Source organism: Sulfurospirillum oryzae, assembly GCF_025770725.1.
Taxonomy (GTDB): domain Bacteria; phylum Campylobacterota; class Campylobacteria; order Campylobacterales; family Sulfurospirillaceae; genus Sulfurospirillum; species Sulfurospirillum oryzae.
In genome coordinates, this window is sequence record NZ_JANZKZ010000001.1 from 39608 (window position 1) to 55772 (window position 16165).

Annotated in this window: 16 protein-coding genes and 1 tRNA gene; 5 read left to right on the forward strand and 12 right to left on the reverse strand. The window is 41.7% G+C overall.

Going from position 1 to position 16165, the window contains the following annotated elements; all coding sequences use genetic code 11:
• Nucleotides 1-181: 181 nt before the first annotated feature.
• Nucleotides 182-258: transfer RNA gene (locus N0B29_RS00200), tRNA-Met, on the reverse strand.
• A 211-nt stretch (nt 259-469) separates the two neighbouring features.
• Here N0B29_RS00200 and groES point away from each other — a divergent pair.
• From groES to N0B29_RS00215, 3 genes are read left to right on the forward strand one after another with little or no spacing between them, the layout of a single operon-like run.
• Entirely contained in the window at nt 470-736 is a 267-nt protein-coding gene (groES, locus tag N0B29_RS00205) for a co-chaperone GroES (protein WP_263831702.1), read from the forward strand.
• A 27-nt stretch (nt 737-763) separates the two neighbouring features.
• Nucleotides 764-2404 carry a chaperonin GroEL gene (groL, locus tag N0B29_RS00210; RefSeq protein WP_263831703.1) on the forward strand — a complete coding sequence of 547 codons (1641 nt, stop codon included), beginning with the start codon at nt 764-766 and terminating at the stop codon, nt 2402-2404.
• A gap of 60 nt (nt 2405-2464) precedes the next feature.
• A complete protein-coding gene (locus N0B29_RS00215; protein WP_263831704.1) occupies nt 2465-3250 on the forward strand; it encodes a hypothetical protein in 786 nt (261 codons plus the stop codon).
• Here the strand turns inward: N0B29_RS00215 and N0B29_RS00220 are convergent.
• The 5 genes from N0B29_RS00220 to N0B29_RS00240 all read right to left on the reverse strand — a co-directional run bounded on the left by N0B29_RS00220 (nt 3247) and on the right by N0B29_RS00240 (nt 8292).
• Entirely contained in the window at nt 3247-4080 is an 834-nt protein-coding gene (locus tag N0B29_RS00220) for a YitT family protein (RefSeq protein ID WP_263831705.1), read from the reverse strand. The genes N0B29_RS00215 and N0B29_RS00220 overlap by 4 nt on opposite strands.
• Before the next feature lie 33 nt (nt 4081-4113).
• Nucleotides 4114-4491, reverse strand: coding sequence for a DUF1850 domain-containing protein (locus N0B29_RS00225; RefSeq protein WP_263831706.1), 378 nt, complete (start codon nt 4489-4491; stop codon nt 4114-4116).
• On the reverse strand, nt 4488-6554 hold the full coding sequence (locus N0B29_RS00230) for a TRAP transporter permease (RefSeq protein WP_263831707.1): 2067 nt from the start codon (nt 6552-6554) through the stop codon (nt 4488-4490). Before N0B29_RS00230 ends, N0B29_RS00225 begins: the two co-directional genes overlap by 4 nt.
• A gap of 20 nt (nt 6555-6574) precedes the next feature.
• Complete coding sequence (locus N0B29_RS00235; RefSeq protein ID WP_263831708.1) at nt 6575-7516, reverse strand: TAXI family TRAP transporter solute-binding subunit; 942 nt, start codon at nt 7514-7516, stop codon at nt 6575-6577.
• Nucleotides 7517-7695: 179 nt separating this feature from the next.
• Nucleotides 7696-8292 (reverse strand): lactate utilization protein, encoded by a 597-nt coding sequence (locus N0B29_RS00240; protein ID WP_263832470.1) that lies wholly within the window; start codon nt 8290-8292, stop codon nt 7696-7698.
• A gap of 97 nt (nt 8293-8389) precedes the next feature.
• On the opposite strand from N0B29_RS00240, the gene N0B29_RS00245 reads away from it, so the two are divergent.
• The gene (locus N0B29_RS00245; protein ID WP_263831709.1) at nt 8390-9100 is read left to right on the forward strand and encodes a YebC/PmpR family DNA-binding transcriptional regulator; all 711 of its coding nucleotides are present in this window, start codon (nt 8390-8392) and stop codon (nt 9098-9100) included.
• A 39-nt stretch (nt 9101-9139) separates the two neighbouring features.
• Here the strand turns inward: N0B29_RS00245 and N0B29_RS00250 are convergent, their stop codons facing one another.
• Nucleotides 9140-10807 carry a methyl-accepting chemotaxis protein gene (locus N0B29_RS00250; RefSeq protein ID WP_263831710.1) on the reverse strand — a complete coding sequence of 556 codons (1668 nt, stop codon included), beginning with the start codon at nt 10805-10807 and terminating at the stop codon, nt 9140-9142.
• A gap of 220 nt (nt 10808-11027) precedes the next feature.
• Between N0B29_RS00250 and N0B29_RS00255 the strand changes: the two genes are divergently transcribed.
• A complete protein-coding gene (locus tag N0B29_RS00255) occupies nt 11028-11288 on the forward strand; it encodes a helix-turn-helix transcriptional regulator (protein ID WP_263831711.1) in 261 nt (86 codons plus the stop codon).
• Between the two features lie 15 nt (nt 11289-11303).
• On the opposite strand, the gene N0B29_RS00260 is transcribed toward N0B29_RS00255, so the two are convergent.
• The 5 genes from N0B29_RS00260 to N0B29_RS00280 all read right to left on the reverse strand — a co-directional run bounded on the left by N0B29_RS00260 (nt 11304) and on the right by N0B29_RS00280 (nt 16116).
• A complete protein-coding gene (locus tag N0B29_RS00260) occupies nt 11304-11921 on the reverse strand; it encodes a LysE family translocator (protein WP_263831712.1) in 618 nt (205 codons plus the stop codon).
• 58 nt (nt 11922-11979) lie between these two features.
• Nucleotides 11980-12672 (reverse strand): MOSC domain-containing protein, encoded by a 693-nt coding sequence (locus N0B29_RS00265; protein WP_263831713.1) that lies wholly within the window; start codon nt 12670-12672, stop codon nt 11980-11982.
• Nucleotides 12673-12764: 92 nt separating this feature from the next.
• A complete protein-coding gene (locus tag N0B29_RS00270) occupies nt 12765-13529 on the reverse strand; it encodes a class I SAM-dependent methyltransferase (RefSeq protein ID WP_263831714.1) in 765 nt (254 codons plus the stop codon).
• Nucleotides 13530-13555: 26 nt separating this feature from the next.
• Nucleotides 13556-14872: a 2-isopropylmalate synthase gene (locus tag N0B29_RS00275; RefSeq protein WP_263831715.1), complete on the reverse strand. Its 1317-nt coding sequence runs from the start codon at nt 14870-14872 to the stop codon at nt 13556-13558.
• Nucleotides 14873-15264: 392 nt separating this feature from the next.
• Complete coding sequence (locus tag N0B29_RS00280) at nt 15265-16116, reverse strand: NAD(P)-dependent oxidoreductase (RefSeq protein WP_263831716.1); 852 nt, start codon at nt 16114-16116, stop codon at nt 15265-15267.
• Nucleotides 16117-16165: the final 49 nt, after the last annotated feature.

Genomic DNA, 16165 nt, shown 5'->3' on the forward strand with positions numbered 1-16165 from the left:
ATTTCAATGATATGAGGCAAAAAGTAAAGATAAAAGGCTGAGTATTTTTCTGAGCCAAAAGTGAGCCAAATTGTGCCAAAAATGGGTCAAAATTTAAGACCTCCGACTCCAGAGACAATAATTAAAAGTTATAGATGAGTTGTTGGAAAGTTCGATAATATAAGGATTTGTGAAGAGTAAGTGGTGTCAAGAGAGGGACTCGAACCCTCGACCTCCGGCTTATGAGACCAGCGCTCTAACCAGCTGAGCTACCTTGACATGGTTAAAAGAGGTTGGCATTATATAGTCATAAAACTTATACTTAGGTTAATTAAGACGTCTTTCTCAAAAGATGAAAAAAAACTGAAAACATTGAGTATAACAGACTAAACTTTTACTGCTTTTTTCTTGACTTTTGAGCCATATTTGTGTAAAATTTTGTCACTCGAAATAAGCGAGTGCTAAAAATTTTAGTCAAAAGGACATTCAAATGACTTTCAAACCATTAGGAAAAAGAGTACTTCTTGAGAGAATCGAAGAAGCGACTACCACTGCTTCAGGTATTATCATCCCTGACAATGCTAAGGAAAAACCTCTTAGCGGTATTGTGAGAGCAGTAAGTCCAAAAGTTGCAGAAAAAGGTCTTGTTTCAGTTGGTGACAAAGTTGTGTTTGCAAAATATGCAGGTACAGAGATCACTTTAGAAGGTAAAACTTACCTTGTAATGAACGTTGACGACCTCTTAGGCGTTTTATAATCAATCAAATAGAAAAAGGAAATAAACATGGCAAAAGAGATTCAATTTTCAGATAGCGCACGTAATGCACTTTATGAGGGCGTTAAAAAACTAAATGACGCTGTAAAAGTTACAATGGGACCACGTGGTCGCAATGTTTTGATTCAAAAAAGCTTTGGCGCTCCTAGCATCACAAAAGACGGTGTTTCTGTCGCAAAAGAGATCGAACTTAAAGATACGATTGAGAACATGGGTGCTCAACTTGTTAAAGAAGTTGCATCTAAAACAGCTGACCAAGCGGGCGATGGCACAACCACTGCAACCGTTTTAGCACACGCTATTTTCAAAGAAGGTCTTAGAAACATCACTGCAGGTGCAAACCCAGTTGAAGTAAAACGTGGTATGGACAAAGCGGCTGAAGCGATCATCGCAGAGCTTAAAACGATGGCAAAAGCGGTTAAAGATAAAAAAGAGATCGCACAAGTTGCAACGATTTCTGCAAACTCTGACACAGTTATTGGTGAGTTAATCGCTGAAGCTATGGAAAAAGTAGGCAAAGACGGCGTTATTACCGTTGAAGAAGCTAAAGGTATTCAAGACGAGTTAGACGTTGTTGAGGGTATGCAGTTTGATCGTGGTTACCTCTCTCCTTACTTTGTAACCAACCCTGAAAAAATGCAAACCATTATGGAACATCCATTTATTTTATTGTATGACAAAAAAGTTTCTAACCTTAAAGACCTTCTTCCTGTGTTAGAGCAAGTTCAAAAAACAGGTAAACCTTTACTTATCATCGCTGAAGACATTGATGGTGAAGCACTTGCAACACTTGTTGTTAACAAACTAAGAGGTGTTTTAAACATCGCTGCGGTTAAAGCTCCTGGTTTTGGCGATAGAAGAAAAGCGATGCTTGAAGACATTGCGATCATCAGTGGTGGTGAAGTCATCAGCGAAGAGCTAGGACGCACCCTTGAGGCGGCTACACTAGCAGATCTTGGTCAAGCAGCACGCATCGTGATCGACAAAGACAACACAACCATCGTTAATGGCAATGGCGAAAAAGCTCGCATTGATGCACGTGTTGGACAGATTAAAGCACAAATCGCTGATACAAGCAGTGACTACGATAAAGAAAAACTCCAAGAGCGTTTAGCAAAACTAAGCGGTGGTGTTGCGGTTATCAAAGTAGGTGCTGCAACTGAGACTGAAATGAAAGAGAAAAAAGACCGTGTTGATGACGCCCTTTCAGCAACGAAAGCGGCTGTTGAAGAAGGCATTGTTGTGGGTGGTGGTTCTGCATTCTTGCTTGCAAACGCAAAAATCAAACTAAACCTTACAGGTGATGAAGCTATCGGTGCTGAAATCGTTACACGTGCTCTTAAAGCTCCACTAAAACAAATCGCTGAGAATGCAGGTTTTGATGCAGGCGTTGTAGCAAATAACGTTCTTTCAAGCAACAAAGCAAACTATGGCTTTAACGCTTCAACAGGTGAGTATGTGGATATGTTTGAAGCAGGCATCGTTGATCCTGTTAAAGTTTCTCGCATCGCACTTCAAAATGCGGTTTCTGTCGCAAGTCTACTTCTGACAACGGAAGCTACTATTAGCAATGCAAAAGAGGACAAAGCCTCTTCAATGCCAGATATGAGTGGCATGGGCGGAATGGGAGGCATGGGCGGAATGATGTAATTCATTCCCCCTGCTTTACATGTAAAGCCATTTCGGTGGCTTTACGCTTTCATAAACATCATGAAAAAATTAACTCTTAGCTTCATCCTTCTCATCCATTCACTTTTCGCTGCTGACTCACTCATCGATGCCTTGCTCGATGGCAACCTCACGCATAAGATCAATGCCAATTACAATGAAGGCAACGAAGATGAGACGGCGGCGTATACAAGTACAAAAACCCAAAAGATACTGTTTCACTATCAGACAGCTCCCATAGGAGGTCTTAAACTTGAAGTGGCGACACAATCTTTTGCAACGGAAACACACCAAAGTAGCATGGACAATACCATCTATTACACCGAAGCGCTTTATCGTGGTAATGCAGATGACCTTAGTTACAAACTAAGTGCAAACTACTACGCTGATACCTATCGTCAAAATATCTCCCAAAATGGACTTTCAACCACCAATGCTGTGGGACTTAAAGCTCAGGTGAATTATGAAAATTTTGGAAGCTACATCGCCTACTCAAAAGTGGGAGAAGGCAGTCACAGTGTGAGTGGAAATTTAGAGGGAAAAGATCATCTTTTGCCAACCTCTTCTGTGATCAGCTCCAACAATTACACGCCTAATACCGCCGCGTATGCCATTGATCTAAACTACTCGCCTCGCCAAGATATTACACTAGGATCGCGTTATGTCATTGCCAATGAGATGCAAACCAACCTTTCCTACACGGGTGTGTATAGCAATTTTCAGCTCAATGAAATCGCCAAAGGACTCAACCTTGGTCTTACTTTCGACAAAACAGGCATCGCGAAACAAAACGATCAGTTTGGGATTAACATCAAAAGTAAGTTTTAATGCCCACGCCCTAAGAGTTCTGAGGCTTCCATAACCACCATAAACGCTTCACTATCAATTTTTTGAATCAACTCTTTCAGTAAAGGCACTTTACGATTTTCAACCACTAAAAAAATCATACGTTTGTTTTCATGCGCATAGATACCATCACCTTGAACAATAGTGCCGTTTTTGCCCAGATGAAGGACAATCTGAGAGCAAAGTTCTTCGATCTTAGAAGAGACGATATGCACTACTTTTTTAGCAGGTCCGCGGGTTAAGAACATATCGACACTCTTAGCAGTGATGTAAATGCTCACCAAACTCCACAATGCCAAGTCCACATTTTTAGAGATAAATGCAATCGCAATGATAATGAGCATATCGATGAAAAGCATCACCGAAGAGGCTTTAATGCTCGTCTTAGAAGCGACGATTTTAGCAATGATGGTTGAGCCTCCAGCGGATGCGTGACCACTTAAAATAAACCCCAAACCGATGCCAATAGCTATTCCTCCGAAGATGGAGGCCAAGATAACATCGTGGCTGAGTGCCTTTACATGTAAAAACTCAACCATCACGTCTATACACAATGAGGTAAAGCCAATCGCAATGATACTTCGAATTGTAAAGTGACGCCCAAAGTATTTCGTACCTAAAAGCAGAAGCGGTGCGTTAATGAGCATCATCAAAACACCCACAGGGAGTTTAAAAATATAATGCCCCAAGAGCGCCATACCCGATGTTCCTCCCGTAACCAACGCATTGGGGATAAACAAGGCAACAACACCGAAGCTCAAAGAGAGTGAGCCTAAAAAGATATAACTGTAATTTTTGAGTTCTGATTTCACAAGAAGCCTTACATGTAAGAAATTGGCGGTATTCTAGCGTTCGCAGGCTTCAAGAACAATAGTGTCGATTTGAGGAAGCGAAGTAAAAAAGTCACTAAGCGGTGTGCATCTGCCATCAAAACAGAGTTCATACTCTTTGGTGAAAGGCGAATGTGTAAGACGGAGTTCTTGAAGCGGTGGAACATGTGGCGTGTAGTGCCAAGCACCCTCTTTAAACACGGCATCCTCTGGAGGCTCCATCCCTGCCCCACTTCCACGCACACTGGCAGAAGTTACATGTAAAGAGTTTTCTTCAATTTTCCACTGCTCTTCCCAGCGTATTTTTTCAACCGAATGCATCCATGCGAGGGTAAAAGAGTTCAGAAACAGTGTCACAGACATTGCTCCTGAACTTAGACATAATGCCATCATTGTTTATGGCTTTTCCACCAATTCCAAGCAATAAACAGAGCTCCAAGTACAAACCCTGCTTCATCGGTTAACGGAATGGCGGCTACCAAAAGTGCCGCAGTTGACGCTGCGATGACACGCTCAAACATATTCAGTGGTGACCACAAATACCCAATCGCCGCACAACCCCAGAGGTAAATTGCTAGTAATGCTTTGATCACCACATAAACCACTGCCATAACCGTCGGGTCACCTTGAAGCATCAACGCGGGGTCATAAACCGCCATAAACGGTACAACGAAGCCTGCCACGGCTATTTGCGTGGCTTTAAAGCCTATCTTCATCGCAGAAGCTTTGGCAATCGAAGCGGCAGCAAAAGCAGCCAGCGCAACGGGAGGTGTAAGATCTGCCATAATGCCAAAGTAAAAGACAAACATGTGACTGACGATAAGAGGAACACCCAGTTTTAAAAGTGCGGGTGCCGCGATAGAGCTTGTGATGATGTAGTTAGGAATGGTAGGAATCCCCATACCCAAGATCAAACACGCCACCATCGTCAAAAGCAATGAAAGAAAGAGGCTTTTTTCTCCAATTTCAAGAATAAACCCTGCAAAGTTTGATGCCGCACCCGTAAGGGTTAAAACACCAATGATGACACCGACAATCGCACAAGCGATTCCCACGCCCAATGCTTGTTTTGCGCCATCAACCAGTGCTGTTTTCATGGTACGAAGTGTGTCACGCCCACCTTGAACCACAAAGTTAAGGACAACCAAAAGAGCAATGACACCTAGAACTGGAACAATGCCCCATTGTAAAAAGGTTGATGCTCCAAGGGCAATGGCAACCCAAAAGACATAACGCAACGCGACTTGAGAAATGCGCGCTGCAAGAGCCGCTCCTAAGATTAACACCGAAGTGAGTGTTAATCCCATCATACCTGCAAACATCGGTGTAAAGCCATGAAAAAGCATATAGACCAAGGCCGCTAATGGAAGCGCTAAATACCAACTCGCTTTGAGCTCTTTCCAAGGATTAGGACATTGATCGGCAGGAATTCCTAAGAGTTTCAAACGCCCTGCTTCAAGATGCACCATCCAAAAGGCGGTAAAGTAGTACAACATTGCAGGAATAATCGCCGCCATAACGATGTCAGAGTATGGCACATTCAGCGTCTCAGCCATAATGAACGCTACCGCACCCATAACAGGAGGCATAATTTGCCCGCCCATAGAAGAAGTCGCTTCAACAGCGCCCGCAAAAACAGAGCTATAGCCAAAGCGTTTCATCAATGGAATCGTAAATTGTCCAACGGTTAAAACATTGGCAACACCTGAGCCCGAAATAGTTCCCATAAGCCCAGAAGAGATAACCGCAACCTTAGCAGGTCCACCTTGTGCGCGTCCAACAAGCCCAAGAGCAAGCGCATTAAAGAGGCGAATCATTCCTGCATGTTCTAAGAATGTTCCAAAAAGGATGAACAAAAAGATATACGTAGCAGAAACCAATGTAGGTGTGCCTAAAATGCCATCGCTTCCAAGGTAGAGTTGGCTCACAATTTGATCAAAACCAAATCCTCGGTGTGCGATGGAAAGAGGCAAATACTGCCCAAAAAATCCATACGCCAAAAAGAGTCCACACACCAGCGTTAAAGCAAACCCCACCACACGGCGTGCCGCTTCAAACACTAAGAGTGAAGCGAGTGTTGCAACGACGAGATCGGCGGTTGTTGGATCGCCTGAACGCTCAATAAGATCTGCTTCAAACACCAGATGGTAAAAACCAAGCCCAAGCCCAAGAAGGGAAAGCAAAAGGTCATACCAAGGAATACTCTGCTGTGAACGTCCTTTGGAACTAGCAGGATAAAGCATAAAGATAAGGAACATCAAAAAGCTTACATGTAAAGCTCGAATAATCAAACTCGAAAATGGATGAAACGCCGCAACAGAAATCTGATAGGCAGAAAATGCAAGCGCACCAAACATCACCAAACGTGACGCCCAGCCTATAAGCTGCCGCTGGTGCCCGTGCTCTTCAAAATCAGAAGTATCTTCGTGAACTTCCTCGGTTAATAAGGCAGACATACTCTTTCCTTCAACATTTTTTATTTAATCAAACCCATCTCTTTGTAGTATTTTTCAGCGCCTGGGTGCAATGGAGCCGGAGGATTTTTCGCAGCATTTTCTAAGCTAATGCCTTTTGCTGCAGCGTGTGCTGCGACCATTTGGTCTAAGTTTTCAAACATTGTTTTAGTCATGGTATAGACGGTTTTTTCTGAAACACCCGAATGGGTTACAAGGAAATTTTGAACAGAAACGGTTTTAACATCAGCCGTTTGACCTTCGTATGTGTTCGCAGGGATGATGCCTACTTGGTATGCAGGATCGTCAATTTTTTTAACAATCTCTTCTGAAATGTTCAAGAAAACTACTTTTTGTGATGTCGCAAGATCGCGAAGTGCTGCAACACCTGCACCTGAAGAGAGCAATGTAACATCAAGTTGTCTGTTTTTCATGAGCTCAACAGACTCAGCGTAAGAGAGGTACTCAACTTTTGCAAAATCTTTATAACTAAGCCCTGCTGCTGCAAGGATGGCTCTTGAGTTAAGTTCTGTTCCTGATTTTGGAGCACCGACAGAGATGCGTTTGCCTTTGATGTCAGCAAATGACGTGATGCCAGAGTCTGCCGCGGCAACAAAATGGATATAGTTTGGATAAAGTGCTGCGATAGTACGAAGTTTAGAAAGGGGTGCTTTAAAGCCAGCTTCCGCATTGCCTTTGTACGCATCGGAGAGTGAGTCACCTAAAGAGATCGCCGCTTCACCACGTCCTGCTTGAAGGAGATTGAGGTTTTCAACGCTCGCTTTAGTTGCTTGAACCGCGGTTTTAGAATCGGGGATGGCTTTGGCGTACATCTGGGAAAGTGCAACACCTAAAGGGTAGTAGATACCACTCGTTCCACCCGTGAGAACATTGATAAACTCTGCCGCATAAAGTGAAGTCCCAAGACTCACTGCCATAACGCCTAGTAAAAGTGATTTTTTCATAGATCGCTCCTTATTAAGTAATTTGCTTATTAAACTAAAGGCTTATTGTTCTATTTTATTTTACTGTTCACTTCACAACAAGCTTCTTATAGTTCCACTTTAATGCAAATTTCCTTGGAAAATCTAAAAATGTCACACCTTTACATGTTTACATGTAAAATGCTTCGTATAGAAACATATTAATACCCAAGCTCCTCATCGACTAAAATAATGGTTGTACGCCCTTCTTCATCACCATTAATATAGGCAAATTTTTTACCAATATTATGTATGTTATAACGAGGTTCTTTCCCCAAACTGATAGCGACATTGTTTAAACGCTCAATGTTTTTAGGGCTTGCCACGTCATGTATGCGCTTAAAGCCCTCTTCCACATTCTCAACAAGTTTGTTAATGCCAGCAATAATCAGCACTTTTTTAGGACCAAAGATCTGTGCAGCAACCCTATTTCCACTGCCATCGGCATTGACCAGTTCTCCATTTTTTGTGAGTGCATTGGTGCCAGAGATGAAAAGATCACAGGTCAAACCTTGTCGTCTTCTAGCAACATTTTCTTCCATGCTAATCCCTGCTTCATACTGATTATAAAGGGTGATGTCTTTACGAGAAGTAATATAATCGTAAAGCCCTATTTCTTTTACCGTCACTGAGCCACCCATACCAATGCTTACATGTGGCTTGATGAAACTCATGGCAACACTAAGTGCCTCTTCTTTATTGGGAACACAAATAAGCTCAAATCCATGCTTTTTATAAATTTTTTTAAGTGCTTCCATCATCTCAACCCTTTCAATTTTTGCCAAAATCATACTCTTATTTTCAAAAAGGTATAATAAGGAAAATTTTACAACACATTAGAAGGAATGTACCCCTATGGGAAGAGCGTTTGAATACCGAAAAGCAGCAAAAATGAAACGATGGGGAAATATGTCACGCGTATTTCCAAGACTTGGACGAACCATCATGATGGCAGCAAAAGATGGTGGTGGAGACCCTGATATGAACCCAAAACTAAGAGCCGCTATCTTAAATGCTAAAGCGGAAAATATGCCCAAAGACAACATCGATGCGGCGATTAAGCGAGCACTTGGCAAAGATGCACAAACTCTTAGTGAGGTTACTTTTGAAGGCAAAGGACCGCATGGTTCACTTTTCTTTGTTGAGTGCGCAACTGACAACAACACCCGTACCGTTGCCAACATCAAAAGTGCGTTCAAAAAAGCGGGCGGGGAGATGGTCAACAATGGCTCACTCGACTTTATGTTCTCTCGCAAAGCCGTTTTTGAATTTGCTAAAACCGCAGATATGGACATCGAAGAGTTAGAACTTGAACTCATTGATGCTGGACTTGAAGAGATCGAGGAAGAAGAAGGCGTAGTCCTAGTCTATGCAGACTACACCAACTTTGGAAGCTTGAGTGCCGCATTTGAACGCTTAGGCATCGCTTTAACCAAAGCGACCTTAGAGCGCATCGCCAACACACCTATCACCCCAACCGAAGAGCAAATGCCCGACATCGAAAAAATCATCGAAAAAATCGAAGATGATGACGATGTTCAGGCTGTTTATACCAACCTCGGTTAATACACTTTAGGGCTTTACATGTAAAGCCCTTTTTCCCCCTTATACCGTTTTAAATTGAGCGAGTGTATTGTTCAGTGATCCAGAGAGTTTTGCGAGATGTTCAGCAGCACTTGCTATCTCTTCAACACTTCTAGCATTTGAGCTCGAAAGAGAATTAATGATGGTAATTTTCTCAATGATCACACTATGAACGAGTTTCGCGTTGTGCTCTGTTTTAATCACAACTTCATTGCTTGCTACAACACTTTGCTGCAGCATCTTAACAGCTTCTTCTGTTTGCGTTTCAACTTCATTGGCAAGAAGCCCAAGTTTTTGAACACGCGTTGCATTCATATTCATTTCGCCACTAATGTCGCCAATGGATTGAACGATGACATTGATCGTTGAATTGGTTTCGATAAGACTTTTTTGAGTTCGTTCAGCTAACTTTCTTACTTCGTCTGCCACGACAGCAAATCCACGTCCATGCTCTCCAGCTCTTGCTGCTTCAATGGCGGCGTTGAGCGCTAAGAGATTGGTTTGATCGGCTATGTCGCCAATCACCTCAAGCACGACTCTCACTTGATTGGCTTCACTTGCTAGATGATTAAGACGGTCATTTATCATGGCTTCTGCTTCTACTGTTTGGTTGAGCTGATCTATGGTTTCGTTGAGAATCTCTTGTGCTTTTTCAAGGCTGCTTTGTGCAACAAGCGTAACATTTTTACTTTTATTGGCTTGCTCACTCGCTTCACTAATATCTTGTGCCACCTCTTTCGTATCACGTACCGTTTGTGCTACTATAGCGGACTCTTCTTCGGCTCTTTTGCCAATTTGCAAGCTTGTGTTGGAAAGTTCCTCTGCTATCGAGGCATTTTCCATAGCGTTGCTTTTTGCTCCTGAAATCGCATGGGATATCTCTTCTAGAAGTGCATTGACGCTTTGCATGGTGTCGTTTATTTCATCTTTTGTATTGGTTTGTATCGCGCTCGATAAATCTTTGTTGGTAGCCATAGAGTGACAACCAACTGCTGCCAATTTTACCGACCTGCCTACACTGCGTGAAATAAGTAATGAAATCAAAATAGATATAGCTATGGCTATAAGTGCCACAATTAACATTGTTGATTTAGAAAAAGATATGGTTATTTTTCCTTGATTATTTGCCTCAGCTGCAACTTTCTCATTGAGGTCTATGATTTTGCCAAGCGTGGTTTCAGCGGCACCAAAAGTGACTTTATTGGTGGCATATAAATCATAAAATTCTATAAATAATTTTTTTTGCATCTCTTCTGATTTATTATCGGCAAGCTTACGTGTAACTGCTTTTAGCTTTTCGACATCAACTCGCCAAAGTGCCCACTCTTTTTCAAATTGCTTCCAGAGGATTTCTTCTTCTGCTGTTTGAGGCAACGGCTCATAAATTTTCCAGCCTTTGTCTATGCGTTCCCAAATTGCTTTATCTTGATCTAGAATTTTTGCAAATTCCTTTTGGGAGCTATAGTCATTTTCATAGATAGGAACTTCAAGAATATTGGCTTTGATAGCCGTTTGTCCCTCATTGATGATTTCTAACCCTAAGATTGATGGCAATCGAACTTCACTTACCTCGCTTAAAGCATTACCACACGATGTTATTCCATGCCCACCAGTAAAACTTGTCAACAACAGCCCCGCTAAAGATACACCTAAAAGCAATGCTAGCTTTGACTTTATTGTTTCAAACATATTTTTACTCCTCATTTTTGGTGACATATATCTCTATTCTTAAATTATTATTATTAGTTCTGAAACCTTAGCATACATTCAGTCACCCAGTAGTTGTATTTAAGGAAACAATATATGACCAATTTATGACTAATGATTAAAATTTATCCTATAGGATAATGATTTCAGCATTATATATCACTAAAGTTATATTAATACTTAACCTATAGGATAAATTAAGATGAAAGAAAATTTTAGTAATACTACAGATCAAGAAGTAATGAAGTTTTATGCAGATGTTTCAAACAAAATCAAACAGTTACGTACAGAAGCAAATATGACGCAGTTGGATTTATCGCTTGAAATTGGTATAAAATCAGTAGCTTTTTACTCGAATTGTGAGAACAATCGCTATGGGAAACATTTCAATTTAGAGCATATTTATAAAATTACAAAAGTCTTTAATATGCCGTTATCTTTCTTTTTTAACACTATTTCATAATAAAATATCTTCTATTTACTTCTGTGTCGAAGAAGCCAGTTGAACTCCAAGCCCTGCAAAGGTCAGCGCAAAACCTCGTTTTAACCATGCTTGCACGCGGTGTGATTCCATCACGCTTTGACGAAAACTATGTGCTAAAAGACCATAAATAACAAAAACAACAAATGTCATAAGCATAAAAACCGCACTTAAAACCAACATGTCCCCCAATGGCGATGTTGTTTCAGGTGCAACAAATTGTGGTAAAAAAGCCAAAAAAAAGATGGTCAATTTTGGATTGAGGATGTTGAGTAAAAATGCTTTGGTCGCTAAGGAGATGGCACTTGAGCGTGTTGGCAAAGACTGAGCTTCAAAACTACTTTTATCTCTCCACGTTATTACCGCAAGATAGAACAGATATAAAACACCTGCAAACTTCAGCAGCTCAAAGGCAAGTGCGCTCGTGTGCATAATGGCAGCAAGTCCAAAAATCGTTGCTAAAAGGTGTGGTACAATCCCTGCAGTGCATCCAAGTGCAGCATAAACACTGGCTTTTCGACCTTGTACTAAGCCCGTTGAGATGGTAAAAATGACACCCGTGCCAGGGATGAGCACAACAATCAATGAGGTGATGAGAAATTCGATGCCAATCATAACAAAAGCTCCAGCATAAAATGATAGAACTATTTTATCATAGAGTGCCTTATAGGGCTTACTCCGTTTTCATATATCCAAGGTCACTCTCATTATTGAGCCGCTTTACAATACTTTCTTGATAAGAACTTGCAAGAGAAGGTATGTTTAAAATCGTTTCAAGAATTTGCCTGTATCTTTCAGGCTCTCTAAAAGCGTTATTTGCCTCCAAAATGGAAATTTGAGGTGTCTTTTTTTGCTTGATTACCCGCACGTCATTGTTAGATCCTATGATGCCTTCTTGCAGCACTTTATAGTACCATCCCGTCAGTCCGCTGGTAAAAATCTCATTGGTAAAGGCTTTATGATTCCATCTTCGTGAAATTTTCCAACACGGTTTTCGCGGCTGTGAGACTTGCAAAATAGCTGTACCTATCTGATGAATTTCTCCTAACGTAACATTGCTTTCATGCAAGCCTTTTATCGTTAGATTTTCCGCTAAAGCACCATAAGGTAAAGACTCGACTTCTAAAAATGAAGCCCAATGCGCATAGTTTTCATAGCTATTAGCAAAAATGGCTTTATCGATACCACCATGGTGCATTTTATCGGCGACCTCATCGCCCGATAAACCACTGAAACTTGCAAAAAGAGGGGTTTGGCTAACTTCTTTAAACGATGCACTAAACCACTCTTTTTCTAAAAAATCCTTTGCTTGTGCATCACCATACGCTTTGGCACGCCCAACTTGTACCGAGAGTACTTTTGCCATTATGCTCACTCCTTAATCTTCTTCGCATATTTTAGTACAACATGCTCGAATTTGTTTTGATGCACATCAAAACTCTTTACATGTAAAAGGTTTTACTTGATCAATTCCACTTGAAGGCGCATCATAGCAACATGCACTCTTCCTTCATGATCAACTGGACAAAGCGCCAAATAAGCCTCTATCCACTCCTTAATAAATGCTGCCTTTTTCTCACGTGGAATAGGATTGATAAAAGGAAACCATGTTGTCTCGATCCAGCCTTGGAACGCCTTAACATCCTCATGCACCATATCTTTAAACACTAAGCTAGTCGTATGTGAGCTAAAGTCCATATCTGAGAGCAAGACCTCATAAGTTTTGTCCGAATGAAAGGTATAAGGCATCTCAAACGCTTCAAAATACGTCGCATAGTGTGGAAAAATTTGCCCCAATGCTTCAAACACTTTTTCGCCATTTCCCGCTCCTCCCATCTGTAAAATCGCTCTGCCTTTTGGTTTTAGCGCTTTATAGATTCCTTCTAAGACTGCTTTATGGTCTTTCACCCAGTGCAATGCCGCATTGGAAAAAACAACATCAAAACGCTCACCAAAACTCAAAGCTTGTGCGTCCATCTGCAGAAAAGTTGGCTTCGAAAAAGCAGCTTTTGCATACGTAATCATTTCGCTACTAAAGTCGATGCCGACCACTTCACCGCAGGTGTGACGACTCAGCACATCAGTGATCTTTCCATCGCCACACCCAATATCCAAGATGGACTCATCGCCTTTTAGCTCCATCTTTTCGATCAACTCATTCGCCCAAACAGCCTGCCCTTTTGAATTTGACGCATAATCGCTTGCTTTCCATTGTTCACTCATCGTTTTTCCTCTTTACATGTAAAAGATCAAAGCTTACAAATTTGTCTAAAAACTTTAAAAATCTCTTCGGCATTGACTTCGATGCCTTTTTCATCGCAAAGCCTTTGTACCTCTGTGGCGATTTCAATCTGCATATTTTTCGTCGTCTCAATGCCGTAAAACTCTTTGAGAACATACGCCACACCACTTTTGCCTGACTGCGAGTTGATGCGCACCACATCACGGTAATCCCGCTTGATATCCTTCGGGTCGATCACAAGGTACGGTACGTGCCAATAGCCATCTAACGCCACCTTTTGAAACTCCATACCCTTCTTTATTGCATCCTGATGGGTACCCGAAAAAGCCGTGTAAATCATAGAACCTACATAAGGGTGACGGGGAGGAATCGTGCTGTGCGTCAAAGTGATGATCTCCTGCAAAATTGTATCAATGTTATAAATATCCAACATCGGGTCAATCCCTTGCGAATAAAGGTTGAACGCCATCGTGATTAAGTCAACATTGCCCGCTCTCTCGCCATTGCCCATCAATGTCCCCTCAACTCTTTGCGCACCTGCTAAGATCGCCATCTCCGCGCTCGCAACCGCCGTGCCTCTATCATTGTGCGGGTGAACACTTAAAATAACGCTGTCTCTCTCCAACATTTGTTTGCTCATCCACTCGATTCTATCGGCATAAATGTTGGGTGTGCATGCCTCTAAGGTGTTCGGTAAGTTGATAACCATCGGTGCATTTTTCGTTGGCATCCACTCGCTAATAACCGCATTCACCACATCGCGCGCAAACTCCAACTCCGTTTGCGAAAAGCTCTCAGGTGAATACTGAAACATCACGTCACCTTTGAATTTTGCCGCCTCTTCTTTGATGATGCGTGTGCCCTCAACCGCTAAAGCAATAATCTCCGCTTTGCTTTTGTCAAACACAATTTTGCGCTGATTGTCCGCGGTTGGATTGTAAAGGTGCATCGTTACTTTTTTAGCCCCGCTCATCGCTTCAAAGGTTCTTTTGATGTGTTTTTCAATGGAAGGCATCAAAACCGCAACCCTAACATCATCAGGGATCAAGTTCTGCTCGATCAACGTTCTGCAAAAGTCAAAGTCCGTTTGTGAAGCACTCGGGTACGCGATCTCGATCTCTTTAAATCCCATCTCAACCAATTTTTGAAAATACGCCAATTTTTTGGTCGCATTCATCGGCTCTACAAGGGCTTGATTGCCATCGCGTAAGTCCGTACTAACCCAAATGGGAGCACCTGTTATAACGTTACTTGCCCACTCTCTGTGAGCTAAATGTACCAATGGGTACGGTTTGTATTTTTTAAATGTTTGTGTACTTTGCATAGAAATATCCTTAAGTTATAAAATGAGCCAAAAGCTCATATATGCCTAAAATCAGGCAGAAAAATCTTGCGTTATGGCAAGAAAAACAACAATGAAAATGATGAAAATTGTGCAATTTAGATAGAGGTATCCTCAGGGCTAAAAAGCCAATTTAAAAATCAACAGTGAAAAAAAATGGGGTGAGTGTGAAGGTTTAACGGAGCTTCAGAAGGAGGACGACGACGAGTGATGCGTTAGAAAATTGCGCAATGCTCTGAGGTTGATGTATGGTTTGATGGTTGATAAAAGTTTCCATCTGTTCTCCTTTAAGAAAATTTGTAACGTGAAGTATAGCACAGCTTTTTCTAAAATGTAAAGAGTGGGCGTTTAAAATCTCAAACGCCCATAAAGTGTTACGCTTTGAAAAGCTGATAAATAGAACTAAAGTCCTCATCACCTTTTCCCATCATTTTCATTTTGGAAAAAAGCTCTTTGGTGACACTCGCCGTATAAAGCGGACGGTTCAAACTGTATGCCAAGTCTTGCAGACAATGCAAATCTTTGGTAATCGCTGAAGTGCTAAAATGCGGGCTAAAGTCTTCATCGATAAGCTTTTGTGTTTTAGCCGCAAGAACAAGAGACTTTCCTCCCCCCGCACCCAAAATGTCCAACAACTCTTTTTTATCGATGCCACACGCTTCACCAAGAGCCGTACACTCGGCAATGGTCGCCATAAATGAACCCAAACAGAGGTTATTGATGAGCTTCATTTTCGCCGCAAAGCCAGCCTCTTTCAGATGAAAAATCGTCGAAGCAAATTTCTCAAGCAGTGGTTTACATGTAAGAAAAACACTCTCACGCCCCGCACAAACAGCGGTCAACTCACCCTTGCTCGCTGGCACAACACTTCCAAGCACTGGGCATTCAAGGTAATTGCCACCTTGTTTTTCAACCATCGCATGAAATTCAATAACATCGTTGAAATGGTTGGTACTAAGATCGATGATGGTTTTGCCTTTTAAAGCACCGCTTAAAAGTCCGTTTTCCATTGTTAAAACATCACGAACACCTGCGGAGTCAAACAGACACAAAAGCACTGTGTCGCATTTTTCCAAGAGTACTTTGGGAGAACTCTCACAAACAAAGCCTTTCGCTTCTGCCTTGCTTTTGGTGCGATTCCAAACGATAACCTCTTCATTCATGCTCATTAAACGCTTTGCGATGGCTGTACCTAAATTGCCTAAACCTATAAAACCGATTGCCATTTTAAAACTCCTTTGACCTATTTTTTAGAATTATAGTCTAAATTAGACA